We start from the raw sequence: 26,981 nt of genomic DNA on the forward strand, positions 1-26,981 counted from the left end.
CTCCGTGGGCCACAATCCGCAAGGTGCCGCGGGGGATTCCCGGGGTTCCTGGCCGCCGTGTCACGATTCGCGCGATGACAGCCGAACCGGATCCCAGGATCAGCTTCGAGACGTCGGGGGCCGATCTCGACGCTGCCGTGCACATGTACGAGGACGCCTACGCCAGTGTGGGCTTCACCGCGACCCGCACGGAGCGTCCGTTCGCGTACCGTTTCCGCGTCGTCGGCGACGACGTGATGTCGTTCCGGTCGACCCGGTTCGACGCGCGGATGCAGGGTGAGCTGGACGTCCGCGACGAGTACGTCGTCATGTGGACCACGGACGGCGGCGGGCGCGTCGACATCGGCCGGCAAGAGGTCGCGTTCGCGCCCGCAACCCCGATGATGTTCCCGACCGGCCGTCCCTTCGCCTTCGACCTGCAGGACGTCCGGCAGAGCCTGGTGCAGTTCGACCGCACCGCCCTGGAGCGCGTCGCGGCCGAGGTCCACGGTGCGCAGCCGGGCCCACTCGTCTTCGACCACACGGCGACGCCGCGCACGGCCGACCTGCGGGGCTGGAACGTGCAGGTCCAGCGTGCCGCGGCGGTCGTGCTCGGTCGGGCGTCGGTCAGTTCGCTCGCCCTGGCCGAGGTCGCACGGGACACCGCCCAGTCCCTGCTCCGGACCTTCCCGCACAAGCTGCTGGCCCCGGACATCCCCCTGCCGCAGGGCGCCACGGGCCGTGTCCGCGAGGCCGTCGAGTACATGCACGCCTTCGCCCACACGCCGATCTCGACCACCGACGTCGCCGAGCACGTCGGGTTGAGCGTCCGTGGCCTGCAGCAGGCGTTCCAGCGGCAGGTCGGCACAGCCCCGAACGCGATGCTGCGCGGGATACGTCTCGATCGGGTGCGCGAGGAGCTCCGCCGTGCGTCGACGGGCGACCTGACCGTGGCGAGCGTGGCGATGCGGTGGGGCTTCGCACACCTCGGCCGGTTCTCGGCGGCGTACGCAGCGCGCTTCTCCGAGTACCCGCGCGACACCCTGCAGCGCTAGGTCCGTCCGGGTTCGCTACGCTGCCCGGGTGAGCAGACCTCGACCGTGGGTGATCGTGCCCGGGATCTGGAACTCCGACGCGGAGCACTGGCAGTCCGTCTGGCAGCGGGAGCGCGGCAACGACGCCGTCCGCATCGCACCGGCGTCCTGGGGTGAGCCGGACCCGGGGGACTGGCGAGACGCCATCTCCCGCGCGGTCGCGTCGTGCGCCGAACCGCCGGTGCTCGTCGCGCACAGCCTGGGCGTGCTCGCCGTCGCCGACTGGCTCGTCGCCGCCGCCGCAGACGCTGCAGACGCCGCAGCCGTCGCAGGCGCCGCCGGTCCCGCCGTCGCCGGCGCCGCCGGTCCCGCCGTCGCCGGCGCCTTCCTCGTCGCGCCGCCGGACCCCGCGGCACCGGGCTTCCCCGTGGCCGCCTCCGGGTTCGCCGCGCCCCGCCCGATCCCGGCCGGCACCGCAGCGGCCCGCGTTCCGACCCGCCTGGTGGTGAGCGACGACGACCCGTACTGCACCGCCGACCGTTCTCTGGCGTTCGCGGAGACGATGGGGGCCGCGGTACTCCGGGTCGGCCCGCTCGGCCACGTCAACGTCGCCAGCGGTGTCGGCGCCTGGCCCGCCGGTCGGGAGCTCCTCGGCGCGTTCGAGCGGACGCTCTGACCCGACCCCCGGGGCGACGGGCGACACGCCGTTCACGTTCGGGGCGATATGGCAGGGATTGCTGCGACACACCGCGGATGTCCCGAGTTTCGGCGCGCGCGATATTTATCCTTCGGACATGGAGACCCAGTCCGGTGCACGCACCCCCCTCGTTGACCCGTTCGGTCGCGAGGTCGAGGAGTGGCTCCGCGACGCCCCGGCGACGCGCACGCCGTACGTGGCGGACCTCGTGGTCCCGCCCGTCACCGGCCCGGTGCAGCGCCCCGGCGCCGTGGCCGACGCCACCGCCGTCCGGACGCCGGACCCCAGCAGCGCGGCTGCAGCAGTCGCCGCGCCCGAAGCCAGCACCGCGCCTGAAGCCAGCACCGCGCATGAAGCCAGCACTGCGCCCGAAGCCACCACCGCGCCCGCAGCCCCAGCGTTCCGCCGCGACCGCGCCCGGCACGCCGCCGTCTGCGCACCGTCGTTCCCCGAACCGCCGGAGCGTCTCGCCCTGCGCATCGAGGACCTCGCGATCGAGGTCTCGTCGTCCACCGGTCGCAGCACCATCGAGCGGATCGTCTTGCTCGAGGACGAGGTCCGTCGCCGCGACGAGGACCTCGCCCGCCTCGCCGCCTGGGAGGCCACCGTCGACGGCGCGGACGACCCCGAGGTCACCGCAGCCCGCGCCTTCGCCCAGACCGTCTTCGCGGACCTGCTCGAGGACGCCGCCGCCGAGTCGGACCGTCGCGACCGTGCAGCCGCCCGCCGTGCCGCGACCGCTCCGGTCGCCGTCGTGACCGGCGTCGCCCCCGCTCCCACGGTGGCCGTGGTCCGCCCCGCACCGGTGGCAGCAGCCGCACCGGGAGCCGACGTCGTCACGGCGACCCCGGCCGTGGCGCTGGTCGCCCCGGAACGCGACGAGCCCGTGCGACCGGTGCTGGGCCTCCCGGCCGTGTCACCGGTGTCCGCGAACACGCGACCCACTCCGCTCGTCCAGCCCGCCACCGGGCCGACGGTCATCGACCGTGCCGCGTTCGCGGCCGCTCTCACCGCTCACCAGGGCACGACCGCGAGCACGCCCGTCGTGTTGCCGAACGTGATCGCCGTGCCCGTCGTCGCGACGGCCGCACCGGCGAGAGTCGACACCGACACCGAAACCGGTACCGACGAGCCGGCCCGGCCCGGCTGGTGGTCGCGACTCGTCGCCGGCCTGCTCCGTGCGCTCGGTCGCCGCTGACCGGGAGGCCCGGATCACCCCGCGCGGACCGGCTGCCGGTGCCGACGCGGTCGCCTCGGTAGACTGACCGGATGCCGACGCTCCGCGAACTCCAGGCCGTGATCGAAGACCTGTGGCCCGCCGCAGGAGCCGAGTCGTGGGACGCCGTCGGGCTGGTCGCCGGGGACCCGGACGCCACCGTCGAGCACGTCCACCTGGCCGTCGACGCCGTCCCCGCGACCGCACGTGAAGCGGTCGAGCTCGGTGCCGGGCTCCTGCTCACGCACCACCCGCTCCTGCTCCGCGGCGTCACGACGATCGCCGAGTCGACGTACAAGGGCAGCGTCCTCGCGACCCTCGTGCGCGGTGGCAGCGCCCTGATCGCGGCCCACACCAACGCCGACGTCGTCACCACCGGTACCTCGGCCGTGCTCGCCGACCGGATCGGCCTCACCGACCAGCGTCCGCTCGACGCGGGCGCCGACCCCGCGACGGGCATCGGCCGCGTCGGGGTCCTCGCCGAGGGCACGACCCTCGGCGCCCTGGCACGGAAACTCGTCGACCTGCTGCCGCCCACCGCGACCGGGGTCCGGGTGTCCGGCGACTTCGACCAGCCCGTCCGCACCGTGGCACTGTGCGCCGGCGCGGGGGACTCGCTGCTCGGCCACCCCGCCGTCCTCGCTGCCGACGTGTACATCACGAGCGACCTCCGCCACCACCCGGCGTCCGAGTTCCGCGAACAGGCGCTGCTCGGCGGCGGTCCCGCCCTCATCGACACCTCGCACTGGGCTACCGAGTGGCTCTGGCTCGACGTCGCGGCCGCGCAACTGCGCCAGGCCGCAGGTGTCCGGGTCACCGTGAGCGACCTCCGCACCGACCCGTGGGACTTCGCCGTCCTGCCGGCGGCCGAACCCACCACCCCCACTGAAGGAGTCTGACCATGAAGGCAGCACCCGAGGACCAGGTCATCCTCCTCGACGTCCAACGACTCGACAACGACGTCACCCGCATCGCGCACCGCATCACGTCGCTGCAGAAGGGCGACCAGCTCACCGGACTCGGCACCAAGGCCGCCGGGCTGCGCAGCGAACTCGTCGCCGCGACCGGCCTGGTCGAGGACGCCGAACGCGAACTCGCCCGCCTGGAGTCCGACACCGCCACCGCGCAGGCCCGCGTCGAGCGCGACACCACGATGCTGCAGAACGTGTCGAACTCGAAGGACGCGACCGGGCTGCAGAACGAGCTGGAGTCGCTGCAGCGGCGCATCGGTGGCCTCGAGACCGCCGAGCTCGAGGTCATGGAGAACCTCGACGGCCTCCGCGCCCGGGTCGGCGACATCGAGGCGCAGCTCGCCGACGTCGAGGCCGCCCGCTCCGGCCTGGTCGCCGAGCGTGACGCCGAGATCGCGCGGCTGTCGTCCGACCGTGCATCCGCCGAGCAGGCCCGTGCCGACGTCGCCGCGAAGGTGCCGGCCGAGCTGCTCGCGCTCTACGACCGGCAGCGTGCTCGCTACGGCTTCGGTGCGTCGCTGCTGCAGGGTGGGGTGTCGACGGCCTCGGGCGTGGCGCTGAACAACTCGGACCTGCAGGACATCCGCCGGGCCGCGCCGGACGACGTCGTGCTGTGCCCGGACAGCGACGCGATCCTGGTGCGGACCGCCGAGTCGGGGCTGTAGGCGCTCGCACGCTGCCGACGGCAGGCGCGGTGCCAGCTGGCACCGCGCCTCCCGTCTGTCGCCTGGTGCGAGCTTGCACGCTCGGTGCGAGCTTGTTGCGGCGCACGGAGTGGTTAACCTCGCACGGGTTCGCGAACGTCGCACCGTGCCGGTCTGTCGGCGCAGGCGCGGGCTCGGGGTGTGGCGGTGCACGGTGCGGGGTCTCTCGCCTGGTGCGAGCTTGCACGCTCGGTGCGGCGTTGTTGCGGCGCACGGAGTGGTCAACCTCGCACGGGATCGCGAGCGCTGCAAGTGGGGCGAATGGGCCGGCCGTACGCCGGGTTCTGTCCCGCCGCTTGCACGGCGGTGACGGCCATCTCTCTCGGACCGACGTTGCCGTCGGCCTCCAGCGGTCTACCCGAGGACTCGGCGAGCAGCCTCAGCGTCCTCTGTCTGACCTTGCTCCGGGCGAGGTTTACCGAGCGGATCCGGTCACCCGGACCCCTGGTGGTCTCTTACACCACCGTTTCACCCTTACCGACGTTGCCGCCGGCGGTCTGCTTTCTGTGGCACTGTCTCGCGGATTGCTCCGGGTGGGTGTTACCCACCGCCCTGCTCTGTGGAGCCCGGACGTTCCTCGGCACTCCCGGGGGAGTGACGCGACCGTCTCACCGACCCATTCGCAGGTCCGAGTCTACCGGCCCCGCGTCCCTGCCCGCCCCCACCCGCGCCCGTGTCCGTTCCCGTGCCCCGAGGTTCCGAAATCTCGGCATGTCGGCGCGCACGAGGGGGCTCCGTCGAACCTCGGCGCACCGCAGACGGCGAGTCGTGGAACCTCGGCGCCAGCGGCCGGGCGCGTCGAACCGCACCGAACACCTCCCGCGCCGCACGGTGCAGGCCAGTGCAGGTCCGACCGTCCGACCGTCCGACCGCCGGGTCAGGCGCTCCGGGCAGCCAGGGTCGCGGCGCCGATGATGCCGGCGTTGTTGCGCAGCGTCGCGGGGATGATCTCCGCCTGCAGGTCGAGCAGCGGCAGGAACTCCTCGTACTGCTTCGACACGCCGCCACCGACGACGAAGAGCTCGGGGGAGAGCAGGGCCTCGAGCGTCGAGTAGTAGGTCTGCAGGCGCTTCGCCCAGTGCTTCCACGACAGGTCGTCGCGCTCCTTGGCAGCGAAGGACGCGCGCGACTCGGCGTCGTGCCCGTCGATCTCCAGGTGTCCGAGCTCCGAGTTCACGATGAGCACGCCGTCGTTGATGAGCGCGCTGCCGATCCCGGTGCCCAGCGTCGTGACGATCACCAGGCCGTCCTTGCCCTTCGCCGCGCCGAACTGCTGCTCGGCGAACCCGGCGGCGTCGGCGTCGTTGACGAAGTGGATCGCGCGGCCGAGCTCCTTCTCGAACAGCGCTTCGGCCTCGAAGCCGATCCACTTCTTCGAGACGTTCGCGGCCGACATGGTCTTGCCGTCCCGCACGATCGCGGGGAAGCACACGCCGACGGGGACGTCGGCCGCGGGTGCGAGTTCGTCGAGGATCGAGGCGACGACGGCGGTGATGTCGTGGGGCTTCCCGCCTTCCGGGGTGGCCTTCTTGATGCGGTCCGTGGTCAGTTCACCGGACGCGACGTCGACGATCGCGCCCTTGATGCCCGTACCACCGATGTCGACGCCGACTGCGAGGGAGGTCATGAGGTTGTCGTGCCTTTCGGTTGCCTGCCGGAGTGCCCGGTCAGGAAGGGGTGTCCGGTCAGGAGACGGTGAGGAGCTCCGCGCCGCGTTCGGTGACGACGAGGGTGTGCTCGAACTGTGCGGTCCACGACTTGTCGCGCGTCGAGACCGTCCAGTCGTCGGACCAGATGTCGGCCTCGATCCCGCCGAGGGTCAACATGGGCTCGATGGTGAACACCATGCCCTGCTCGATGACGTCGTCGTACTGCGGCGCGTCGTAGTGCGGGATGATCAGGCCGGAGTGGAAGGCACGACCGACGCCGTGGCCGGTGTAGTCGCGGACGACTCCGTAGCCGAAGCGCTTCGCGTACGCCTCGATGGCGCGGCCGATGACGTTCACCTGCCGGCCGGGGGCGACGGCCTTGATGCCGCGTCGGAGCGCCTCTTCGGTCCGCGTCACCAGGTCCGACACCTCCTGCGACGCCTGCCCGACGATGAACGTGCGGTTCGTGTCGCCGTGCATCCCGTCCTTGTAGGCGGTGATGTCGATGTTGACGAGGTCGCCCTCCTGCAGGACGGTGTCGTCCGGGATGCCGTGGCAGATGACCTCGTTGAGGCTCGAGCACAGTGACTTCGGGTACCCGCGGTACCCGAGCGTCGACGGGTAGGCGCCGTGTGCGACGACGAAATCGTGGCCGATGCGGTCGAGTTCGTCGGTGGTCACGCCGGGACGGATCGCCGCGCCGACGGCGTCGATGGCCTGGGACGCGATGCGGCCGGCGGTGCGGATGCGCTCGACCTCGTCGGGGGAGTACGTGTCACCGAGGCCGTGCTCGTGCGGTTCGACCTTGCCGACGTACTCCGGGCGTTCGATGTCCTTCGGGACGGTCCGGAGCGGGGAGACGCGGCCGGCGGTCAGGTGTCCGTGTTCGTCCCGGGGCATGCCGACCACTCTAGCCGCGGCGCGACGCGCCGAGCGCAACCGCCCCACGGTGCGGCCCGACGGGGTGGGCGTGACCGTCTGGAGGCCCGGCGCCGGTCCGCCGGGCCGGCACCGGGCCTCCAGGCCGTCACCTGGGTACGGTGGGCGACATGAGCGACGAACGCATCGAGTCCCAGTGGTGGTTCAACGACAAGACCGGCCAGGTCGAGCAGGGTCCGCAGTCCCCGCAGCGCGACCGCATCGGCCCGTTCGACACGCGCGAGGAAGCGCAGCACGCGCTCGACCGGATCGCGGCGAACAACGAGAAGTGGGACGCCGACGACCAGTGACGCACCGGTGACGGCACGGTGACGGACCACTGACGCGTCGCACGGCCCCGCGCACGCCGCGGGACCACTAGCCTGGGACGAGGCCCGCCCGCGGCCACCCGATACACGGAAAGGTCGTGCATGGACAAGCAGACGGACTTCGTGCTCCGCACCATCGAGGAGCGCGGCATCAAGTTCATCCGACTCTGGTTCACGGACGTCATCGGGACGCTGAAGTCGGTGGCGATCGCCCCGGCCGAGGTCGAGGGCGCCTTCGCCGAGGGCATCGGGTTCGACGGTTCCGCGATCGAGGGCCTGTCCCGCTCGTACGAGGCCGACGTGCTCGCGCACCCGGACCCCTCGACGTTCCAGATCCTGCCGTGGCGCGGCGAGGTCGACCCGACCGCGCGGATGTTCTGCGACATCACGACGCCGGACGGCCAGCCCGCCGTCGCCGACCCGCGCAACGTGCTGAAGCGCACGCTGGCCCGGGCGAGCGAGCGTGGCTTCACGTTCTACACGCACCCCGAGATCGAGTTCTACCTGCTCAAGAGCCGCGAGTGGAAGGACGGCGGGCCGCAGCCCGTCGACCAGGCCGGCTACTTCGACAACGTCCCCGGCGGCAGCGCCCACGACTTCCGTCGCCGTTCCGTCCGGATGCTCGAGGACCTCGGCATCTCGGTGGAGTTCAGCCACCACGAGGCCGGGCCTGGCCAGAACGAGATCGACCTCCGCTACGCAGACGCACTGACGATGGCGGACAACATCATGACCTTCCGCACGGTCGTGAAAGAGGTCGCGATCGAGCAGGGCGTCTACGCGACGTTCATGCCGAAGCCGATCTCGGGTCAGCCGGGTTCGGGCATGCACACGCACGTCTCGCTCTTCGAGGGCGACCAGAACGCGTTCTACGAGGCCGGCGGCGAGTACCAGCTGTCCCGAACCGCCAAGCACTTCATCGCCGGTGTGCTCAAGCACGCACCCGAGATCACCGCGGTGACGAACCAGTTCGTGAACTCGTACAAGCGCCTCTGGGGCGGCGACGAGGCCCCGTCCTTCGTGACGTGGGGCCACAACAACCGTTCGGCGCTCGTGCGCGTGCCGCTGTACAAGCCCAACAAGGGGCAGTCCTCGCGCATCGAGTACCGCGGCATCGACTCGGCGGCGAACCCGTACCTGGCGTACTCGCTGCTGCTCGCTGCGGGGCTCAAGGGCATCGAGGAAGAGTACGAGCTGCCGGCCGAGGCGGAGCACGACGTCTGGAGCCTGACCGACGCCGAGCGTCGTGCCCTCGGGTACAGCCAGCTGCCGTCGAGCCTCGACCACGCCCTCAGCCTGATGGAGGACTCCGAGCTCGTCGCCGAGACGCTGGGCGAGCACGTGTTCAACTTCGTGCTCCTCAACAAGCGCCAGGAGTGGAAGCGCTACCGCGATCAGGTCACGCCGTTCGAGCTCGACACCAACCTCGGCGCCCTCTGAGCGAGCGCACCACATGACCGGTCGGACGACGTCGTCGCGTTCCGAGTTGGCCCGCCTGGGCTTCGCCGAGCTGTCGGAGAGCCTGGAGCGGATTGCCGACCTGGAGGCGCGGTTCGGCTCCGTCGTGCCGCTGCCGGTCAGCGGCACCCCGGCGCTCTGGGGCATCACCGCGGATCCCGACGGCGCGCTGCGGCTGCTGGAACGGCTGCTCGAGCGTGCTCCGGATGAGCTCCGCCCCGTCCTGACGGACGAGGCGGCGACGGAGCGGCTGATCCGCCTGCTCGGCGCCTCGGTCGGCCTCGGCGAGTTCCTGCACCGTCGTCCTGCCGAACTCGCACTGCTGCTCGAGCCCGTCGTCGCGCCGTGGTCGCAGGAGCGGTACACGGCGTCCCTGCTCGAGGCGATCGACGGCGCCACCGGCGAGGACGCACGGATGCGCCTGCGGGTGCGGTACCGCCGGCACCTCGCGCAGATCGCCCTGTACGACGTGCTGCACTCGTCGCCGACCGAGGCGTTCCCGGCCGTCGCTGCCGGACTGGCCGACCTGGCCGGGGCAGCGCTCGACGCCGCGGTCGACGTCGCCCGGCGCGAGGTGCCGTTCCCGGCCGCCGACGTCGCTGCGACCCCGCTCGCGGTGATCGCGATGGGCAAGGCCGGTGCACGCGAGCTCAACTACGTCAGCGACGTCGACGTCATCTTCGTCACCGAGGCCACCGACGACATCGGCACCGACCGTGCCGTCCGCATCTCGACGCGGATCGCGATCGCCGCGACCCACGCGATCACCGACCTGGCCGCCGAACCCGGTCTGTGGGAGGTCGACGCGAACCTGCGACCGGAGGGCAAGGACGGCGCCCTCGTCCGCACGCTCGACTCGCACGTCGCGTACTACGAGCGCTGGGCGAAGTCGTGGGAGTTCCAGGCGCTCCTCAAGGCCCGGCCGATCGCCGGCTCGGCCGACCTCGGCGCGCGCTACGCCGAGGCCGTCGCACCGTTCGTCTGGAGCTCGTCGGCGCGCCCCGGGTTCGTCGAGTCGGTGCAGCGGATGCGCGAGCGCGTCACCGACCACATCCCCGACGGCGAGGTCGACCGGCAGCTCAAGCTCGGTCCGGGCGGCCTGCGCGACGTCGAGTTCACCGTGCAGCTCCTGCAGCTCGTGCACGGTCGTGACGACGAGTCCGTGCGCGTCCGTTCCACCCTCGAGGCGATGGACGCCCTGACCGCGGCCGGGTACGTCGGACGCGCCGAGGCCGCCCACTTCGGTCCGGACTACGCGCTGCTCCGGGTCCTCGAGCACCGTATCCAGCTCCGCCGACTGCAGCGGACGCACCTGATGCCGACCGACGAGGAAGAACTCCGCGTCCTCGCCCGGTCGAGCGGTCTGGCCACCTCGGCCTCGGCCCTCGAGACCCGGTGGCGTGCGGTCAAGCTCGAGGTCCGCGGCCTGCACGAGCGGCTGTTCTACCGTCCGCTGCTGTCCGCCGTCGCCACGACCGAGGGTGAGATCGTGCTGACCGACGACCAGGTCGTCGACCGGCTCGCAGGCGTCGGGTTCGTCGACCCGCCCGGTGCGCTGCGGCACATCCGGGCGCTCACACAGGGCACGAGCCGGCGTGCGGCGATCCAGCGCAACCTGCTGCCGGTGCTCCTGCGGTGGATGGCCGAGGGGCCGGCGCCGGACCGGGCCCTGCTGGCGTTCCGAAGGCTCAGCGACACCCTGGGGGAGTCCAGCTGGTTCCTCCGGATGCTCCGCGACTCGTCCGGGGCTGCGCACTCGCTGACCACCGTGCTGTCGGAGTCGGCGTTCCTGTCCGGTCTGCTCGAGCGGTTCCCGGAGGCCGTCGCCTGGCTCGACGAGCCCGAGTCGCTCCTGCGTGCCCGCCCGATGGACTCGTTGCTCGCCGAGATGACCGCGACGACCGCGCGGCACGGCAACGACGTCGACGGTGCGGCCAGCCTGCTGCGCTCGGCGCGCCGCCGCGAGACCCTGCGCCTCGGCATGGCTGCGGTGCTCGGCCACCTCGACGTGGACGCCCTGGGTGCTGCACTCAGCGACGTGACCGAGGCGACGCTCGCCGGGGCCCTCGCGCTCGCCCGACGGGACGCCCCCGCGGACTTCGAGTTCGGGATCATCGCGATGGGCCGCTACGGCGGGCGTGAGCTCGGCTTCGGCTCCGACGCCGACGTCCTCTACGTGTACCGCGCGCCGGACTTGGCGACCGAGGTGGCCTCCCGGACGGCACAGACCATCGTGCGCGAGCTGAACCGGCTCACCGAGGACACCGTCCACCCGCTCGACCTCGACATCGACCTGCGCCCCGAGGGGAAGAACGGTCCGGTGGCGCGCACGCTCGAGTCCTACGGCGCCTACTACGCCCGGTGGTCGCTGACGTGGGAGGCGCAGGCGCTGCTCCGTGCCCGTGGCGCCGTGGGGGATGCCCAGCTGCTCCGGGACTTCGAGCACCTGGCCGACCGGACGCGCTACCCGGAGCGGATCGACGAGAACGAGGTGCGCGAGGTCCGACGCATCAAGGCCCGCGTCGAGTCCGAGCGGCTGCCACGCGGGGCCGATCCGGCTCGCCACCTGAAGCTCGGTCGCGGATCGCTCAGCGACGTCGAGTGGTTCGTCCAGCTCCTGCAGCTGCAGCACGCCCTCGAGTTCCCCGCGCTCCGCACGACCTCGACGCTCGAGGCGCTCGACGGCGCCGTGGCCGCCGGGTTCGTCAGTGCCGACGACGGCGAGCGTCTCGGGGCTGCTTGGCGCTTCGCCTCGCGGACGCGCAGTGCGCTGGTGCTCTGGTCGGGGAAGACCACCGACGTCCTGCCCGTCGACCGCGTCCAGCTCGAGGGCGTCGCGCGGCTGATGGAGTACCCGCCCGGCTCGGCAAGCGAGCTGGAAGAGGACTACCTCGGCGTCACCCGACGTGCACGGCAGGTCTTCGAGCGCGAGTTCTACGGCGCCTGACGCCGCACCGACACGCCCGGGCGTGCTCCCCGGACGCGAAGATGACGAGTCGTCGCAGGTTAATTCCCCGTGTCGCGCACCGTCCCCCGTTCGTTTCGGACTGTACCCCGATCCGGACAGACGGGTCAGTCGTTACTTCGCCGTGACCACCACGCGCCGGGCCGCCGGCAGACGTGCCAGAGGTCCGCGCCGACTCGCCCGGTCACCTTGGCCTGAACAGGGGTTTCCCGAGGTGGTGATCCGCGCCTCCCGGCAGCGATCGCCGCCCACCAGGGTGAGTGGCAGGGTGAACGCGGTCCGCAGGAGTGCTGTCAGCACGAGGGGGGACCACCGGTCCCGGTCGAGATGAGGACAAGTGTGTACCCCGTAACGCGTTCGAAACGCCCCCGGACGGGGGTCGCGTTGCGCGGGGGTTCAGGTTTCTGCGTCAATGGGGTCACCCGAACCGACCCTGATTCCCCAACGTCGCGGAATCTCCACCTCGAACGTTGAAGCAGGGATCAGTGTTCACCTTCATTCTGCAGATCAGGCAGATGGTCGAAGGCCACCCCGAGTTCTACCTGTTCGCCGTGTACTCCGCGGTGATCTGGTTGCTCTGGTTGGTCAAGGTCGTCATCTCCGCCCGCTACCGCCCGTTCACCGGCACCTTCGTCGGTACCACCAGCGTCGTCGTCCCCGTCGTGGACGAACCGCTCGACCTGTTCCGCGACGTCATCGGTCGCATGGTCGAGCAGCGACCCGGCGAGATCATCGTCGTCATCAACGGCGCCCGCAACGAGGCGCTCGAAGCCGTCTGCGACGAGTTCGCCCCGCTCGTCCGCTGGACGCACACGCCCATCCCGGGCAAGCGCAACGCCGTCAAGGTCGGCACCGAGATGTCCAACGGCGACATCACGGTGCTCGTCGACTCGGACACCGTCTGGACCCCCGGCGCGCTCGAGGAACTCCTCAAGCCGTTCGCCGACGAGTCCGTCGGCGGTGTCACGACCCGACAGCGCATCCTCGAACCCGAGCGCAGCTGGATCACCCGCTGGGCCGACTGGCTCGAGAACTCGCGGGCGCTCTACTCGATGCCCGCGCAGAGCGTCCTCGGGCAGATCGGCTGCCTGCCCGGGCGCACGATCGCCTTCCGGCGGAGCATCCTGATGCGCGTCATGGACAAGTTCATGCACGAGAAGTTCATGGGTGTGTTCCTCGAGGTCTCCGACGACCGCACGCTCACGAACCTCACGCTCAAGGAGGGGTACCGGACGGTCTACCAGTACACATCGCTGGTCTATACGGACGCTCCGCTGCAGGTGAAGAAGCTGTTCAAGCAGCAGCTCCGCTGGGCCCGTGGCTCGCAGTACAACACGTTGCGCATGCTGCCGTGGATGCTCGGCCACGCCCCGGTGCTCGCGGCGTTCTTCATCACCGACATCATCCTGCCGTTCATGCTCTTCGGTGTGATCGCCGGCTGGATCTACCGGGCCTTCACCGGGCAGGGCGAGAACCTGTACCAGGGCATCCTGTCGCAGTACGGCTTCTCGACGGGCTTCGTCTACGTCGCCGCCCTGATGGTCGTCTCGTCGGTGCTCAGCATGGCCATCCGGCAGATGCGCCACCTGGCCGAGAAGCCGAGTGACTTCTTCCGCCTGCCGATGTTCATCATCGTGTCGACGTTCTTCCTCATGCCGATCCGGCTCATCGGCTTCTTCCGCCTGGCGCACGCGTCCGGCTGGGGGACCCGCGCCGGTGCCTACGCCGGCGGTCCGATGCAGGAGGACCCGTCCGATGCCGCGCAGCCGTCGTCCTTCGGCACCCAGACCCCGGTCAGCCCGATCGACGCCGCGGACCGTGCCCGGGCCGTCGACGGACGCGTGCCGCTCGGGAGCGACCAGGTGGCCGTGGACCGCGCGTTCGACGAGCTCTTCGGGGCCGACGCCACCACCAGCTCCACCACGACCGTGCTCGCGACCCGGCGCGAGGCCGCTGCCGCAGCAGCAGTGCAGCCCGCAGCCCCACGGACCGCCCCCGTGAAGGCCCGCCGGTACAACCCGTACGCCGCGATCCCGTACTGCATCGGCATCGCGATCTTCGTCCTGGAGGCCTTCCTCATTGTCTGACATCATCCGCTCCTCCAGTACCTGGTGGGCGCAGTCGAGCAAGCACGCCCGCTGGACGGCCGTCGGCACGACCGCCATCGTCCTCGCCCTCGCCCTCATCACCTGGTCGGTCTGGGTCTCCCCGGCCGGCCCCGTCTCCACCGCCGTGCACCAGGCCCTCGGGGTCACCGCCCCGAAGGCCAAGAAGGTGTCCGCCGCCGAACTGCAGACGCAGCTCGACGCCGCCCAGGACCGCATCTGGGCGCTCGAGGGCAAGCTCGACTCCCGCACCGCCCAGGCCGGGTCGCGTGGCGACCAGATCACGGAGCTCAAGGCGCAGATCGCGTCGCTCCAGTCCCAGCTCGGTTCCGCGAAGGGCTCGGGAGGCTCGTCCTCCGTCACCGCGTCGGGTTCCGGTGCGAACGGGGCCGGCACCTCGGGCTCCGGCTCGGGTTCCGGGTCCGGCGGGTCCGCTGTCTCCGACAACGGGTCCGGGTCGGGTTCCGGCTCCGGTTCCGGCTCCGGTTCCGGCGGCACCTCGGCCGGTGGGTCGGGTTCCGGTGGCTCCGGCGGCTCGGGTGGTGGTTCCGGTGGGGTCACCAACCCGAACCCCGGCCCGTCGACCGACCCGGGTACCACGCCCGTCGCGGTCCCGACCAAGGCGGACATCCTCGCGCAGCAGTCCCGTTGGTACGGCCTGTACACGGCGCAGTCCCCGTTCAACTGGTCCGAGTACGACCAGGTCTCGCAAGAGGTGGGGAAGGCGACGAACATGGTCGGCTTCTTCCAGGGCTTCGACCAGGACTTCAACCAGAACGCGGTCCAGCGCTCGTGGGCGAACGGACGTCTGCCGATGATGACGTGGGAGTCGGTGCCCGCGCAGACGGGCAACGACGAGCCCTACGTCGAGGGCTACACCAACGAGGACGTCATCTCCGGCAAGTTCGACGCCTACCTGACGCAGTACGCCAAGTCCCTGGCGGCGAACGGCCAGCCGCTCGTCATCCGGTTCGACCACGAGATGAACGGCCAGTGGTACAACTGGTCCGAATCCGCGAAGCAGCAGAACGCCGCCGGCTCGTACACCGCGATGTGGCAGCACGTCTGGAACGTCTTCCAGGCCAACGGCGCGAACCAGTACGCCATCTGGGACTGGTCGCCGTCGCGCATCGACAAGCTCGGCAACGCGAAGTACCAGACGCTCGAGTACATGCAGAACTACTACCCGGGCGCCGAGTACGTCGACTGGGTCGGCATGAGCGGCTACTACCGTGACGCCACCGAGCAGCCGACCTTCGAGAACACCTTCGGTGCGACGCTCGCACAGATCCGGCAGGTCGCGCCGGGCAAGGGCATCGTGCTCAACGAGATCGGGGCCACCGAGACCGGGGGCAGCGTCTCGAACCCCCAGAAGACCCAGTGGATCAACTCGCTCTTCGACGCCCTGGCCGACCCCGCCAACTCGGACATCATCGGCTTCGCGTACTTCAGCGAGACCGCGACCACGATCGTCGACGGCACACGCACCACGAACGACTGGCGACTCAACTCGCGAGCCGACTCCCTGGCGGCCTTCGCCGAGGGCATCAAGCGCAACGACATCGACTACGACCTGCAGGAGGTCACGCCATGACCGCGTCCAAGAAGTCGCCCGACCAGGCCGACACCCGTCCCGCACCCGTCATCAGCGTCATCGGCACCGGCTACCTCGGTGCCACCCACGCGGCCGCCATGGCCGAGATGGGCTTCGAGACCATCGGCGTGGACGTCGACCCGGCGAAGCTCGCCGCGTTGTCCGCCGGCGAGGTCCCGTTCTTCGAACCCGGCCTGCCCGAGCTCATCACGAAGCACGTCGCGAGCGGCAAGCTCCGGTTCACGGCGGACATCGCCTCGGCCGTCGCCGCCGCGGACGTCCACTTCGTCTGCGTCGGCACCCCGCAGAAGGCGGGCTCGCACGCCGCCAACCTGGCGTACGTCGAGAGCGCCACCCGCGGCGTCGCCGAGAACCTCACCCACCCGGGACTCATCGTCGGCAAGTCGACGGTCCCGGTCGGCACCGCGGCGCGACTGCGCGGCATCGTCCGCGAGTTCACCCCCTCGGGGATCGACGCCGAGCTCATCTGGAACCCGGAGTTCCTCCGCGAGGGCAAGGCCGTCGAGGACACCCTGCACCCGGACCGCCTGGTCTGGGGCGGCGCGTCCGAGGCTGCCGACGCCGTCATCCGCGAGGTCTACGCCGCGCCGATCGGCGAGGGCACACCGGTCATCACCACGGACCTCGCCACCGCGGAGCTCGTCAAGGTGAGCGCCAACGCGTTCCTCGCCACGAAGATCTCGTTCATCAACGCGATCTCCGAGATGTGCGCGATCACCGGCGCCGACGTGTCGACCCTCGCCGACGCCCTCGGCCACGACGCCCGCATCGGCCGCAAGTTCCTGAACGCCGGCCTCGGGTTCGGCGGCGGGTGCCTGCCGAAGGACATCCGGGCGCTCATGTACCGCGCGAACGAGATCGGGGCCGGCCAGGTCGTCGGCCTCATGCAGCAGGTCGACGAGATCAACATGGGCCAGCGCCAGCGGGTCATCGACATGGCGATCGACTCGGCCGGGGGATCGGTGCTGAACCGTCGCGTGGCCGTCATCGGCGCCGCGTTCAAGCCCCTCACCGACGACGTGCGGGACTCCCCGGCGCTCAACGTGGCCGCTGCACTCCACCTGCGCGGCGCCCAGGTCACCCTCTGGGACCCCGAGGCGATGGAGCCGGCGAAGCGCTCGTTCCCGACGTTGAGCTACGCCGCGTCGATGGCGGACGCGATCGAGGGCGCCGACGTCGTCCTGGTGCTCACCGAGTGGGACGAGATCATCACCGCCGACCCGGTCGCCCTCGGTGACCTCGTCGGTCGCCGCGTCGTGATCGACGCGCGCAACTGCCTCCCGGTCCACGATTGGGTCAAAGCGGGGTGGACCGTCCGTTCCCTGGGGCGGCCCACGCCGGTCACGGGTGCACCCGTGAGCGTCGCAGCGGGGACGAACGACTCGTTGGCCACGGCTCGCTAGTCACCGTTGCGAAGCGGGGTCCGTGCCGGGCGGCACGGGCCCCGTTCCCGTGTGCGCGGTGCCGGGTCGGATCGAGCACAGGTGGTCGAAACGGGCGTACCTGGTCGGAACTTTCGACCAGGTACGCCCGATTCGGCTTCCCAGTCCGGATGCGATGGGAAGGAACGTGCGTCGCGACCAGCCGGGAGGCCCGGTGCCCGTCCGCCGGACCGGCACCGGGCCTCCAGGCGGTCGCGTCCGTACCCCCCCGCCAAAGCGACACAATCCTGCGGATGGTTTGCGGCACACTGTCGCTGTCGCGACACACACACGAAGGCCCCGCACCTGACGGTGCGGGGCCTTCGTGTCTCAGCGAGGATCAGACGCCGAAGTACAGCTCGTACTCGAACGGGTGCGGGCGCTGTGCCAGCGGGAGGATCTCGTTCTCACGCTTGTAGTCGATCCAAGTCTGGATGAGGTCCTCGGTGAAGACGTTGCCCTTCGTGAGGAACTCGTGGTCCGCCTCGAGGAAGTCGAGCGCCTCGTCGAGGGAGCCGGGGACCTGCGGGATGCCCTTTGCTTCCTCGGGCGGGAGCTCGTAGAGGTCCTTGTCGACGGGCTCGTGCGGCTCGATGCGGTTCTGGATGCCGTCGAGGCCCGCCATCAGCTGCGCGGCGAAGGCGAGGTACGGGTTGCCCGAGGCGTCCGGCGCGCGGAACTCGATGCGCTTGGCCTTCGGGTTGGTGCCCGTGATCGGGATGCGGATCGCAGCCGAGCGGTTGCCAGCCGAGTAGACCAGGTTGACCGGGGCCTCGAAGCCCTTGACCAGCCGGTGGTACGAGTTGATCGACGGGTTGGTGAAAGCGAGCAGCGCCGGAGCGTGCTTCAGCAGACCGCCGATGTACCAACGGGCCAGGTCGGACAGGCCGCCGTAGCCGTTCTCGTCGTAGAAGAGCGGCTTGCCGTCCGACCAGAGCGACTGGTGGGTGTGCATGCCCGAGCCGTTGTCGCCGAAGAGCGGCTTCGGCATGAACGTGGCGACCTTGCCCCACTGGTCCGCCGTGTTCTTGACGATGTACTTGAACTTCAGGATGTCGTCCGCGGCGTGGACCATCGTGTCGAACTTGTAGTTGATCTCCTGCTGGCCGCCGGTGCCCACCTCGTGGTGCGAGCGCTCGAGCTCGAAGCCCGCGTCGATCAGCTTGAGGGTGATGTCGTCGCGCAGGTCGGCGGTCTTGTCGACCGGCGACACGGGGAAGTAGCCGCCCTTGTACGGGGTCTTGTTGGCGAGGTTGCCGCCCTCTTCGTCACGACCGGTGTTCCAGGCGCCCTCTTCGGAGTCGACCGCGTAGAACGACTCGTTCTGGGTGACGGAGTAGCGGACGTCGTCGAAGATGTAGAACTCGGCCTCGGGGGCGAAGAACGCGGTGTCCGCGATGCCCGTCGACGCGAGGTACTTCTCGGCCTTCTTCGCCACCTGGCGCGGGTCGCGGCCGTAGATCTCGCCGTTCCGCGGGTTGTAGATGTCGAAGATCATGATGAGCGTGCGCTCGGCGCGGAACTGGTCCACGTAGGCGGTGGTCACATCGGGGATCAGCTGCATGTCGGACTCGTGGATCGACGCGAACCCGCGGATCGAGGAGCCGTCGAAGAGCTGGCCGACCGAGAAGAAGTCCTCGTCGACGGTCGAGGCAGGGATGTTGAAGTGCTGCTGCACACCCGGCAGGTCCGTGAATCGGATGTCGAGGAACTTGACGTCGGTGTCCTTGATGAAGGCCAGGACCTCGGAGGAATCGCTGAACATGGGGGCCGATCTCCAATGGGTTGGGTGATGTCGGAGGTACCGATCAAGGCACCTCCGACGAGGCTATTGACACGGGGTTTCCCGGACGTGACTGAATTGTTTCGGGCGTGTTACGGGCGGCAGGTCGCCTACGCTTGGGGGCATGGCCCGCAGCTCCTCCAGTCCGTCCGCGCCCTCCGAGCACCCCGACGGCTGGCCGGGCAAGGACCTCGGTCTGCCGGAGGAAGGACCCCGCAGCGTCGGGCGGATCGGACGGCGGATCGTCGCCCTGCTCATCGACGGTGCCCTCGCCGACCTCATCGCCTACGTGACCGGGGTCTGGTCGCCGGTGAACGGTTCCGGGGACATCGCGCACTCGTGGGTGCAGTTGGCGATCTTCGCCGCGCTCCAGGTGCTCTTCATCTGCCTGTTGTCCGGCTCGTTCGGGCACATCTGCGTCGGGCTGCGCGTCGTGCCGATGCGCGGGGGCTACGTGGGGGTGTGGCGTCCGGTCGTCCGGACCGTCCTGCTCTGCCTGGTGGTGCCGGCGCTCATCATCGACCGGGACAGCCGCGGTGCCCACGACCGCATCGCCGGCACGGTGCTCGTCCGCCGCTGACCGGCGCCCCGCGCCACCGGTCGCACGCACGGTGCGAGGTTGATCACTCCGTGCGTCGTTCCGTCCTCGCACCGAGTGAACAACCTCGCACCACCTGCCGCCACCAGCGACCGCAACGCACGCACGCAGAACGCCCCCGACCTGGCACGGTCGGGGGCGTTCTGCGTGGTGGTTCGTGGACGGGTCAGCGCGGACGTCCGGCACGGGCACGCATCGGGTCCATGCCCTTCGGGATCGCCGCGGCGGGGCTCTGCGTGAGCGAGTCGAGGCGGTTCGCGACGGCCAGGACCTCGTTGCGGTTGAGTGACTTCTTGAACTTGTTCATGGCACGGGGGAGCTTGTGCAGCGTGAGGGTGTCGTCGCCGTCACCGACGCTGACCACGTGGACCGCGACGTTCGGGACGATGCGCTGCACCTTGCGACGCTCTTCGTCGACCTGACGCTTCAGGTTGCCGCGCTGGCCCTCGGTGATGAGGACGACGCCGGGACGCCCCACCGCGCGGTAGACCGCGGACTGCGAGCGACCGTGCACGGCGACGGGCATCTCGCTGGAGCGCCACTGCCGACGCAGCGAGTTGGAGAGCACCGCACCGACGGCGCCGGGCTGGCCCTCGATCTGCGAGTACGCCGCCCGCTCGGCCAGCCGGCCGAGGACGATGAGGAAGAGCAGCACGCCCATCAGGACACCGGCGACGATCCACAGGATCATCGCGAGCCAGTTCTGGCCCGGGAGCACCAGCGCCAGCACGATGCCGAGGACGGCGGGGCCGACGAATGCGAGGGCGAACCACCAGACGGACGACGGGTCGGCCCGTCGGGTCATCTGGAAGACCTGGAACATCTGCTTGAGACGCCCCGGCTCCTTCGCCTTCGTGTCTGTGGAAGTGCTGCGTGCCATGCTGACAGGATACGGCCTCCGCGGTCCGGGGGAGACCGCAGTCGGTCCGGCTGTGCGCGAACACGCGTTGTCCACAGACCGGGCAGGACGGACAGGAGGCCCGGCTCGCCTCCGCCACGCTCGTCACCATGGACCCGAGCACCGACCAGAGCGTCGACGACGCCCGCAGCGACCGTTGGGTCGCGCCGGCCGACGACGCTGCCGTGGCGGCCTGGATCGCGGACCGGTGCGCCACCGGACACCGGCACCTGGTGCCCGTCGAGGCGGTGGGCCGGACCGGGGCCGGCGGGCTCGTGACCCTGCTCGACCGCCCACGCGGCACGCCGCTCCCGGTGGCGCTGGACCGTCTCGGCACCCCGACGACCGGGGTCGCGGTGACCCTCTGCGTGCCGCTGCTCGAGCTCCTCGTCGCGGCCGTGGACGGCGCGGTGCGGCTCGGCGTCGCCGGGATCGACGACGTCCTGGTGGACGACGCGGGCGCCGTGGTGCTGTGCGATCGCCCGGCTGGAGCCGTCCGCGACGGCACGGAGCTGCCCGGTGACGATGCTGCACGGGTCCTCGTACTCGCTGCCCGGGTCGTCTGGGACCGTGTCGACCCGCGCGATCCGAGTCGCGACGAGGTGGACGCTGCGCTCCTCGCGGCGCTCGACGGCGACCGCAGCACCGTGTGCGCGGCGCTCGACACGGTCCGGGGTGCGGCGCCTCCGCGGCCGTTCCGATGGGCCCCACCGCCAGCCGACCTGGTGTTCGTCGAGGCGGACCCGCCGCTCGACACGACGGGCCCGGCGGCTCGACTGCGCGAGGTCGTCGAGCGCGGCATCCCGCTCGGTGCTGGTCGGCGGTTGCCGCTCCGCCGCGCCGTGGTCGGTGTCGTCGTCGCGATCGGTACGGTCGTCGCCGCGGTGTCCGTGCTCGGTGCCGGAACGGACACCGGGACCGGTGCGGGTGGTGGTGGCTGACGCGCCCGGACACCCCCGGACGCCCCGGACGCCGACGAACCGGAGCGGGAACGGGAACGGCCCCGGCTCCCCACGAGGGGGAACGGGGGCCGTCGGCCGTGGTGCTGGGGTCAGTACCCGAGGTTGGGCGCGAAGTTGCCCGCTTCCAGGCGGTTCTTGACCGCGACCAGGTAGCGCGAGGCGTCCGCACCGTCGATGATCCGGTGGTCGTACGACAGCGCGAGGTACACGAACGAACGGATCGCGATCGCTTCCTGGCCGTCGACCTTCACGACCGCGGGACGCTTCGTGACGATGCCGGTCCCGAGGATCGCCGACTGCGGCAGGAACACCACGGGGGTGTCGAACAGCGCGCCACGCGAACCGGTGTTCGTCAGCGTGAACGTACCGCCGGCGAGCTCGTCGGGCTTGAGCTGGTTGTTCCGGGTACGCTCCGCCAGGTCCGCGATGGACTTCGAGAACTGCGCCAGGTCGAGCGAGGCTGCGTCCTTGATGACCGGGGTCAGCAGGCCGCGCTCGGTGTCCACCGCGATGGAGACGTTCTCGGACTCCGGGTAGACGATCTCGTCGCCCTCCACGGTCGAGTTGATCTTCGGGTGGGCCTTGAGCGCCTCGGACGCCGCCAGGGCGAAGAACGGCATGAACGAGAGCTTCGAACCGGTCTTCTCGAGGAACTCCGCCTTGTGGGCGTCGCGGAACTGCGCCACCTTCGTGACGTCCACCTCGACGACGCTCGTCAGCTGTGCGGTCGAGGTCATCGACTGCACGGCGCGCTCGGCCACGACCTTGCGCAGGCGGGTCATCTTCTCGCGGGTGCCGCGCAGCGGCGAGACCTCGGCGACGAACGGACCGGACGCGGCGGCGGGTGCAGCTGCACCACCGGCGGCCGGGGCCTTCGCGACGGCCGCGAGCACGTCCTCCTTGCGGATGCGCCCGCCGACACCGGAACCGGTGACGGTGGACAGGTCGACGCCCTGCTCGTTCGCCAGCTTGCGGACGAGCGGCGTGACGTAGCCGGAGGCTGCGCCGTCCTGCGTCGGGTTCGGCACCGCGGCGGCGGTGGTCGCGCTCGGCGCGGCCGGTGCGGGTGCAGCAGCTGCCGGCGCCGGGACGGCGGCCGGCGGTGCGGCGGCGGGCGGCGGGACCGGAGCGGCCTGCGGGACCGGAGCGGCCGCGGGCGGTGCGGACGGGGCCTGCGGGGCCGCGGGCTGCGTCTGTCCGGCGGGGGCCGGCTCGGGCTCGGTGGGCTCCGGGGCGGGGGTCTCGGACTCCTGCTCGGTGCTCGGCTCGGCCTCGGGGGCCTCTGCCTCGGCAGCGGCTTCGTTCGAGGACTCGTCGGACGAACCGGAGTCGGAGGAACCGGAGTCGGACGAGCCGTCGCCGATCTTCACCAGCGCGGTGCCGACCTCGACGGTCTCGTCCTCCTGCACGAGGATCTCCTCGATGACGCCGGCGACGGGCGACGGGATCTCGGTGTCGACCTTGTCGGTCGAGACCTCGAGCAGCGGCTCGTCGACCTCGACCCGGTCACCGACGTTCTTCAGCCATCGGGTCACCGTGCCCTCGGTGACGCTCTCGCCGAGCGCCGGGAGGCTGACGGATTCGCTCATCGGGTGGACTCCTCTTCGCGGGGGGTTGCAGTTGTTGTGGATGTCATTGTCACAGGGCGCGGACTCGTGCGGGTCACAGCGCGTGCAGCGGCTTGCCCGCGAGGTGCATGAACGCCTCGCCCAGGGCCTCGTTCTGCGTCGGGTGCGCGTGCACGAGCGGAGCGATGTCCTCCGGGTACGCCTCCCAGTTCACGGCGAGCTGGGCTTCACCGATGAGCTCGCCGACGCGGGCGCCGATCATGCTCACGCCGACGACGGGGCCGTCGACGACGCGGACGACCTTGACCGAACCGGACGTACCGATGATGTGGCTCTTGCCGTTGCCGGCCAGGTTGTACTCGTACGAGTCCACCTTGTCGGCGCCGTACTCGGCCTCGGCCTTGGCCTGCGACAGGCCGACGGAGGCGACCTCGGGGTCGGAGTACGTGATCTTCGGGATGTTCTTGTCCTCGATGATCACCGGGTTCAGGCCGGCGATCTCCTCGGCGACGAAGATGCCCTGCTGGAAGCCGCGGTGTGCGAGCTGCAGGCCGGGGACGATGTCGCCGACCGCGTAGACGTTCGGCAGGTTGGTGGCGAGGCGCTCGTTCGTGGTGACGAAGCCGCGGTCCATGGCGACGCCGACCTCGTCGAAGCCGACGTTCTGCGTGACCGGGCCACGACCGACCGCGACCAGCAGGACGTCGCCGTCGAAGGTCTTGCCGTCCTCGAGCGTCACGACGACGCCGTTCTCGTGCTGCTCGACGCCCTGGAACCGGACACCGAGCGAGAACTCGATGCCGCGCTTGCGGAAGGCACGCTCGAGCTGCTTCGACATCGACTCGTCTTCAGCGGGGACGAGGTGGGGGAGCGCCTCGACGATCGTGACCTCGGCGCCGAAGGACTTCCAGACGCTGGCGAACTCGACGCCGATGACGCCGCCGCCCAGGATGACGACCTTGTTCGGCACGTAGTCCATGCGCAGTGCGGTCTCGGAGGTGATGACGCGGCCGCCGATCTCGAGCCCGGGCAGGGACTTCGAGTAGGAGCCGGTCGCGAGCACGACGTTCTTGCCGACGATGTTCTGGTCGCCGACCTGCACGGTGTTCTGCGAGGTGAGTCGACCCCAGCCCTCGACGACGGTGATGCCGCGGGCCTTGATGAGGCCCTGCAGGCCCTTGTACTTCGAGGTGATGACGCCCTGCTGGTACTCGATGACCTTCGGGACCTCGACACCGGCGAACTCCGCGATCACGCCGTACTTCTCGGCGTCGCGCGTCGCGTCGGCGACCTCGGCCGCGTGCAGCAGCGCCTTGGTGGGGATGCAGCCACGGTGCAGGCACGTCCCTCCGAGCTTGTCGCCCTCGATGAGCGCGACGCTCATGCCGAGTTCGGCGGCCCGGAGCGCAGCGGCGTAGCCACCGCTCCCGCCACCGAGGACCACGACGTCGTAAGTCTGTTCCGTCACCTGGTGCAACTCCCTCGTGCGTGTCGGGCCGATCGGGCCCTACGTGGACACCGCGGGGGCGGCGTCCGACGGTCGGACCGCGTGGTTCCGGTCCCGTCCCGTGCAGTACCGGTGGGAGGCGCGTCGATGCCCCGTCCCACCGGTACCAAACCTACTACTCGGACTGGAGGTCTTCTGCGAGCGCGATGAGCGTGCGGACCATCACACCCGTCGCGCCCTTGCCGAGCCACCCGTAGCCGCCGCCCTTGTGCTCGGACGGACCGGCGATGTCGAGGTGCGCCCACGGGATGTCCTCGCCGACGAAGCGCTCCAGGAACTTGCCCGCGAGCAGCATGCCGCCGGCCGGGTTGCCGACCGTGGCGTTGACCATGTCGGCGACGTCGCTGGCGAGCCGGGCGTCGAGTTCCTCGGGCAGGGGCATCGGCCAGATCGGCTCCGACACACCCTCGGCCACGGCACGGAGCTTCGCGACGAGGTCGTCGCTGCCCATCAGGCCGGTTGTGCGGTCGCCGAGCGCGACGACCTGCGCGCCGGTCAGGGTGGCCACGTCGACGATGGCGTCGGGCGTCTCGAGCGAAGCAGCGGCCATGCCGTCGCCGAGCACCAGGCGGCCCTCGGCGTCGGTGTTCGTGACCTCGACGGTCTTGCCGTTCTTGAGGGTGAGGACGTCACCCGGGCGGGTCGCCGTGCCCGACGGCATGTTCTCGGCGAGTGCGAGCCAGGCGGTGACGCGCACGTCGAGGCCCAGGCGTGCGGCGGCGACGGTCGCGGCGAGCACCGTGGCGGCGCCGGTCATGTCGGTCTTCATGCCGAGCATCGACGCCGCCGGCTTGAGCGAGAGCCCGCCCGAGTCGAACGTGATGCCCTTGCCGACGAGGGCGAGGTGCTTCGTGGCGGACTCCGGTGCGTAGCGGACGACGACCAGGCGCGGGGGACGCGCCGAACCACGGCCGACGCCGAGGATGCCGCCGAAGCCCTGCTCCTCGAGTGCCTGCTCGTCGAGGACCTCGACGGTGAGCGGGAGGTCCGAGGCGAGCCCGGTCGCCACGTCGGCGACGTCCTGTGGTCCCAGGTCGCCGGCGGCGGTGTTCACGAGGTCGCGGACCAGCGACGCGGCGTCGGCCACGATCGCCGGACGGACCGCGGCGTCCGTCGCGGCGGACGGCGCGAGGACCGTCACGCGCTGGTCGCCACGCGTCGGCCCGGTCGTGCCGGCACCCTTGTGCCGCGTGAAGGCGTAGGCACCGAGCGCCGCGCCTTCGAGCGCTGCCTCGACGAGTGCGTCGGTGTCGGTCGGCAGCGCGAGGGCGATCGACGCGGCGTGCGGCAGCTGGCGGACGGCGCTGCCGGCGGCCGAGCGGTACGCGGCCGCGTCGGTCCCGGTGCCGAGCCCGATGAGCGCGATGCTCGCGGCGTCGACGCCGACGGCCGGGATGCGCACGAGCTGGTCCTTGGCGCCCGTCGCGCCGATCGCCGCGAGGTCGAGGTCGTCGAGCGCGGAGAACGGTGTCGTGGCCGGCTGGGCGATCGTCGCGGGGGCACCGTCGGCACCGGGCCGGACGCCGACCACGAGGACGTCGGCGGAGATCGAGGAGGGGGCGGAGGAGTCGGTGGAGAGCGTCGGTCGGACCATGCTCCAACCCTATCCACGCACTGTTCGCTGTCGGCGTGGTCGTCCCGCGCGGGGGCGTCGGTGGCCCCGCCTAGCATGGGGACGGTGAACCACCCCGAGGAGCTCTACACGTTCGACGAGGCCGCCCCGACCGTCCCGGCCGGGCTGCACCTGGTCGCCGGGCTCACCGGCTTCGCGGACGCCGGTTCGGCCGTTGCCCAGGTCACGACGTCGGTGCTCGAGGACCTCGACACCCAGCTCGTCGCCGAGTTCGACCCCGACGTGCTGCTCGACTGGCGTGCACGCCGGCCCGTCATCACCTTCGAGCACGACCACATCGCCGCCGTCGAGCCGCCCCGGCTGGCGCTGCACCTCGTGCGTGACGAGATCGGCCAGCCGTTCCTGTTCCTGTCCGGGTACGAGCCGGACTTCCAGTGGAACCGGTTCGTGGACGCCGTCACCGGGCTCGCCGCCCAGCTCCAGGTCGCGGACACCACCTGGGTGCAGTCGATCCCGATGCCGGTCCCGCACACCCGCCCGATCAGCCTGACCGTCTCCGGCACCCGCGCCGACCTCGTCGAGCAGATGAGCGTCTGGAAGCCCGAGACCCAGGCGCCGGCGAACGTCCTGCACCTCGTCGAGCACCGGCTCGCGACCTCCGGTGCGCAGGTCACCGGGCTCGTCCTGCTCGTCCCGCACTACCTGTCGGACACCGAGTTCCCGGACGCGGCCGTCGCGGCCCTGTCCGGCATCGCCGCGGCCACCGGCCTCATCTTCCCGACGGACGCCCTGCGCGAGGCGGGTCGCGAGTTCCTCACCCGGGTCGAGGAGCAGGTCGCCGGCAACGCCGAGCTGCAGCGACTCGTCGGTGTGCTCGAGGAACGCCACGACACGTACATGGAGGGCAACCCGGTCGCGTCGCCGCTCACGGACGTCGACGGCGAGGTGCCGACCGCGGACGCGATCGCGGCCGAGCTCGAGCGCTTCCTGGCGGATCGTCGCACCCAGGGTGACGGCGGCGAGTAGCCGGG

The 26,981-nt window shown here is 70.9% G+C and carries 21 protein-coding genes and 1 other RNA gene; 14 read left to right on the forward strand and 8 right to left on the reverse strand.

Annotated features, from left to right (window positions below):
* The first annotated feature begins 74 nt into the window (after window positions 1-74).
* From EDF47_RS01240 to EDF47_RS01260, 5 genes are all read left to right on the forward strand, one after another.
* Window positions 75-1,034: an AraC family transcriptional regulator gene (locus EDF47_RS01240; RefSeq protein WP_133936656.1), complete on the forward strand. Its 960-nt coding sequence runs from the start codon at window positions 75-77 to the stop codon at window positions 1,032-1,034.
* Between the two features lie 28 nt (window positions 1,035-1,062).
* Window positions 1,063-1,689, forward strand: coding sequence for an alpha/beta hydrolase (locus tag EDF47_RS01245; RefSeq protein ID WP_133936655.1), 627 nt, complete (start codon window positions 1,063-1,065; stop codon window positions 1,687-1,689).
* Between the two features lie 118 nt (window positions 1,690-1,807).
* Window positions 1,808-2,908, forward strand: a complete 1,101-nt coding sequence (locus tag EDF47_RS01250) for a hypothetical protein (RefSeq protein WP_133936654.1) — start codon at window positions 1,808-1,810, stop codon at window positions 2,906-2,908.
* Between the two features lie 71 nt (window positions 2,909-2,979).
* Complete coding sequence (locus tag EDF47_RS01255) at window positions 2,980-3,825, forward strand: Nif3-like dinuclear metal center hexameric protein (protein WP_131920338.1); 846 nt, start codon at window positions 2,980-2,982, stop codon at window positions 3,823-3,825.
* 2 nt (window positions 3,826-3,827) lie between these two features.
* Window positions 3,828-4,562, forward strand: a complete 735-nt coding sequence (locus EDF47_RS01260; protein WP_123340505.1) for a hypothetical protein — start codon at window positions 3,828-3,830, stop codon at window positions 4,560-4,562.
* Between the two features lie 297 nt (window positions 4,563-4,859).
* Here the strand turns inward: EDF47_RS01260 and rnpB are convergent.
* From rnpB to map, 3 genes are all read right to left on the reverse strand, one after another.
* Window positions 4,860-5,220: RNase P RNA component class A (gene rnpB, locus EDF47_RS01265), an RNA gene on the reverse strand.
* Window positions 5,221-5,478: 258 nt separating this feature from the next.
* Complete coding sequence (gene ppgK, locus EDF47_RS01270) at window positions 5,479-6,228, reverse strand: polyphosphate--glucose phosphotransferase (RefSeq protein WP_111087008.1); 750 nt, start codon at window positions 6,226-6,228, stop codon at window positions 5,479-5,481.
* Between the two features lie 58 nt (window positions 6,229-6,286).
* Window positions 6,287-7,150: a type I methionyl aminopeptidase gene (gene map, locus EDF47_RS01275; protein WP_123292854.1), complete on the reverse strand. Its 864-nt coding sequence runs from the start codon at window positions 7,148-7,150 to the stop codon at window positions 6,287-6,289.
* 149 nt (window positions 7,151-7,299) lie between these two features.
* Here map and EDF47_RS01280 point away from each other — a divergent pair, with 149 nt between their 5' ends.
* The 6 genes from EDF47_RS01280 (at window position 7,300) to EDF47_RS01305 (ending at window position 17,043) form a co-directional block, all read left to right on the forward strand.
* The gene (locus EDF47_RS01280) at window positions 7,300-7,479 is read left to right on the forward strand and encodes an SPOR domain-containing protein (protein ID WP_111087009.1); all 180 of its coding nucleotides are present in this window, start codon (window positions 7,300-7,302) and stop codon (window positions 7,477-7,479) included.
* 120 nt (window positions 7,480-7,599) lie between these two features.
* Window positions 7,600-8,937, forward strand: coding sequence for a type I glutamate--ammonia ligase (gene glnA / locus EDF47_RS01285; protein WP_111087010.1), 1,338 nt, complete (start codon window positions 7,600-7,602; stop codon window positions 8,935-8,937).
* Between the two features lie 13 nt (window positions 8,938-8,950).
* On the forward strand, window positions 8,951-11,902 hold the full coding sequence (locus EDF47_RS01290) for a bifunctional [glutamine synthetase] adenylyltransferase/[glutamine synthetase]-adenylyl-L-tyrosine phosphorylase (protein ID WP_133936653.1): 2,952 nt from the start codon (window positions 8,951-8,953) through the stop codon (window positions 11,900-11,902).
* A 503-nt stretch (window positions 11,903-12,405) separates the two neighbouring features.
* On the forward strand, window positions 12,406-14,007 hold the full coding sequence (locus EDF47_RS01295; protein ID WP_133936652.1) for a glycosyltransferase family 2 protein: 1,602 nt from the start codon (window positions 12,406-12,408) through the stop codon (window positions 14,005-14,007).
* Entirely contained in the window at window positions 14,000-15,619 is a 1,620-nt protein-coding gene (locus EDF47_RS01300; RefSeq protein ID WP_133936651.1) for a glycosyl hydrolase, read from the forward strand. The genes EDF47_RS01295 and EDF47_RS01300 overlap by 8 nt, the downstream gene beginning before the upstream one ends.
* Complete coding sequence (locus EDF47_RS01305; protein WP_133936650.1) at window positions 15,616-17,043, forward strand: UDP-glucose/GDP-mannose dehydrogenase family protein; 1,428 nt, start codon at window positions 15,616-15,618, stop codon at window positions 17,041-17,043. Before EDF47_RS01300 ends, EDF47_RS01305 begins: the two co-directional genes overlap by 4 nt.
* A 358-nt stretch (window positions 17,044-17,401) precedes the next feature.
* Here the strand turns inward: EDF47_RS01305 and glnA (EDF47_RS01310) are convergent, their stop codons facing one another.
* Window positions 17,402-18,826, reverse strand: a complete 1,425-nt coding sequence (glnA, locus tag EDF47_RS01310; RefSeq protein WP_111087015.1) for a type I glutamate--ammonia ligase — start codon at window positions 18,824-18,826, stop codon at window positions 17,402-17,404.
* A gap of 142 nt (window positions 18,827-18,968) precedes the next feature.
* Between glnA (EDF47_RS01310) and EDF47_RS01315 the strand changes: the two genes are divergently transcribed.
* Entirely contained in the window at window positions 18,969-19,424 is a 456-nt protein-coding gene (locus tag EDF47_RS01315; protein WP_123292673.1) for an RDD family protein, read from the forward strand.
* A 184-nt stretch (window positions 19,425-19,608) separates the two neighbouring features.
* Here the strand turns inward: EDF47_RS01315 and EDF47_RS01320 are convergent, their stop codons facing one another.
* The gene (locus EDF47_RS01320) at window positions 19,609-20,322 is read right to left on the reverse strand and encodes a DUF4191 domain-containing protein (RefSeq protein WP_133936649.1); all 714 of its coding nucleotides are present in this window, start codon (window positions 20,320-20,322) and stop codon (window positions 19,609-19,611) included.
* Between the two features lie 128 nt (window positions 20,323-20,450).
* Here EDF47_RS01320 and EDF47_RS01325 point away from each other — a divergent pair, with 128 nt between their 5' ends.
* On the forward strand, window positions 20,451-21,281 hold the full coding sequence (locus EDF47_RS01325; RefSeq protein WP_131878748.1) for a hypothetical protein: 831 nt from the start codon (window positions 20,451-20,453) through the stop codon (window positions 21,279-21,281).
* Window positions 21,282-21,391: 110 nt separating this feature from the next.
* Here the strand turns inward: EDF47_RS01325 and sucB are convergent, their stop codons facing one another.
* The 3 genes from sucB to EDF47_RS01340 form a co-directional block, all read right to left on the reverse strand.
* Window positions 21,392-22,891 carry a 2-oxoglutarate dehydrogenase, E2 component, dihydrolipoamide succinyltransferase gene (gene sucB / locus EDF47_RS01330; RefSeq protein WP_131878746.1) on the reverse strand — a complete coding sequence of 500 codons (1,500 nt, stop codon included), beginning with the start codon at window positions 22,889-22,891 and terminating at the stop codon, window positions 21,392-21,394.
* A gap of 73 nt (window positions 22,892-22,964) precedes the next feature.
* Window positions 22,965-24,338 (reverse strand): dihydrolipoyl dehydrogenase, encoded by a 1,374-nt coding sequence (gene lpdA, locus EDF47_RS01335; protein WP_123292677.1) that lies wholly within the window; start codon window positions 24,336-24,338, stop codon window positions 22,965-22,967.
* A gap of 154 nt (window positions 24,339-24,492) precedes the next feature.
* Window positions 24,493-25,971: a leucyl aminopeptidase gene (locus tag EDF47_RS01340; RefSeq protein ID WP_131846138.1), complete on the reverse strand. Its 1,479-nt coding sequence runs from the start codon at window positions 25,969-25,971 to the stop codon at window positions 24,493-24,495.
* Between the two features lie 75 nt (window positions 25,972-26,046).
* Here EDF47_RS01340 and EDF47_RS01345 point away from each other — a divergent pair, with 75 nt between their 5' ends.
* Complete coding sequence (locus tag EDF47_RS01345; RefSeq protein WP_131879155.1) at window positions 26,047-26,976, forward strand: PAC2 family protein; 930 nt, start codon at window positions 26,047-26,049, stop codon at window positions 26,974-26,976.
* Window positions 26,977-26,981 lie beyond the last annotated feature (5 nt).

This window comes from Curtobacterium sp. PhB190, assembly GCF_004365385.1.
GTDB lineage: Bacteria > Actinomycetota > Actinomycetes > Actinomycetales > Microbacteriaceae > Curtobacterium.

Excerpts from the sequence above, each read along its gene's own strand:
- EDF47_RS01240 (WP_133936656.1), top strand. The coding sequence starts at position 75 with ATGACAGCCGAACCGGATCCCAGGATCAGCTTCGAGACGTCGGGGGCC.
- EDF47_RS01250 (WP_133936654.1), top strand. The coding sequence starts at position 1,808 with ATGGAGACCCAGTCCGGTGCACGCACCCCCCTCGTTGACCCGTTCGGT.
- EDF47_RS01255 (WP_131920338.1), top strand. The coding sequence starts at position 2,980 with ATGCCGACGCTCCGCGAACTCCAGGCCGTGATCGAAGACCTGTGGCCC.
- EDF47_RS01260 (WP_123340505.1), top strand. The coding sequence starts at position 3,828 with ATGAAGGCAGCACCCGAGGACCAGGTCATCCTCCTCGACGTCCAACGA.
- ppgK (WP_111087008.1), bottom strand. The coding sequence starts at position 6,228 with ATGACCTCCCTCGCAGTCGGCGTCGACATCGGTGGTACGGGCATCAAG.
- map (WP_123292854.1), bottom strand. The coding sequence starts at position 7,150 with ATGCCCCGGGACGAACACGGACACCTGACCGCCGGCCGCGTCTCCCCG.
- EDF47_RS01280 (WP_111087009.1), top strand. The coding sequence starts at position 7,300 with ATGAGCGACGAACGCATCGAGTCCCAGTGGTGGTTCAACGACAAGACC.
- glnA (WP_111087010.1), top strand. The coding sequence starts at position 7,600 with ATGGACAAGCAGACGGACTTCGTGCTCCGCACCATCGAGGAGCGCGGC.
- EDF47_RS01290 (WP_133936653.1), top strand. The coding sequence starts at position 8,951 with ATGACCGGTCGGACGACGTCGTCGCGTTCCGAGTTGGCCCGCCTGGGC.
- EDF47_RS01305 (WP_133936650.1), top strand. The coding sequence starts at position 15,616 with ATGACCGCGTCCAAGAAGTCGCCCGACCAGGCCGACACCCGTCCCGCA.
- glnA (WP_111087015.1), bottom strand. The coding sequence starts at position 18,826 with ATGTTCAGCGATTCCTCCGAGGTCCTGGCCTTCATCAAGGACACCGAC.
- EDF47_RS01315 (WP_123292673.1), top strand. The coding sequence starts at position 18,969 with ATGGCCCGCAGCTCCTCCAGTCCGTCCGCGCCCTCCGAGCACCCCGAC.
- EDF47_RS01320 (WP_133936649.1), bottom strand. The coding sequence starts at position 20,322 with ATGGCACGCAGCACTTCCACAGACACGAAGGCGAAGGAGCCGGGGCGT.
- EDF47_RS01325 (WP_131878748.1), top strand. The coding sequence starts at position 20,451 with ATGGACCCGAGCACCGACCAGAGCGTCGACGACGCCCGCAGCGACCGT.
- sucB (WP_131878746.1), bottom strand. The coding sequence starts at position 22,891 with ATGAGCGAATCCGTCAGCCTCCCGGCGCTCGGCGAGAGCGTCACCGAG.
- EDF47_RS01340 (WP_131846138.1), bottom strand. The coding sequence starts at position 25,971 with ATGGTCCGACCGACGCTCTCCACCGACTCCTCCGCCCCCTCCTCGATC.
- EDF47_RS01345 (WP_131879155.1), top strand. The coding sequence starts at position 26,047 with ATGGGGACGGTGAACCACCCCGAGGAGCTCTACACGTTCGACGAGGCC.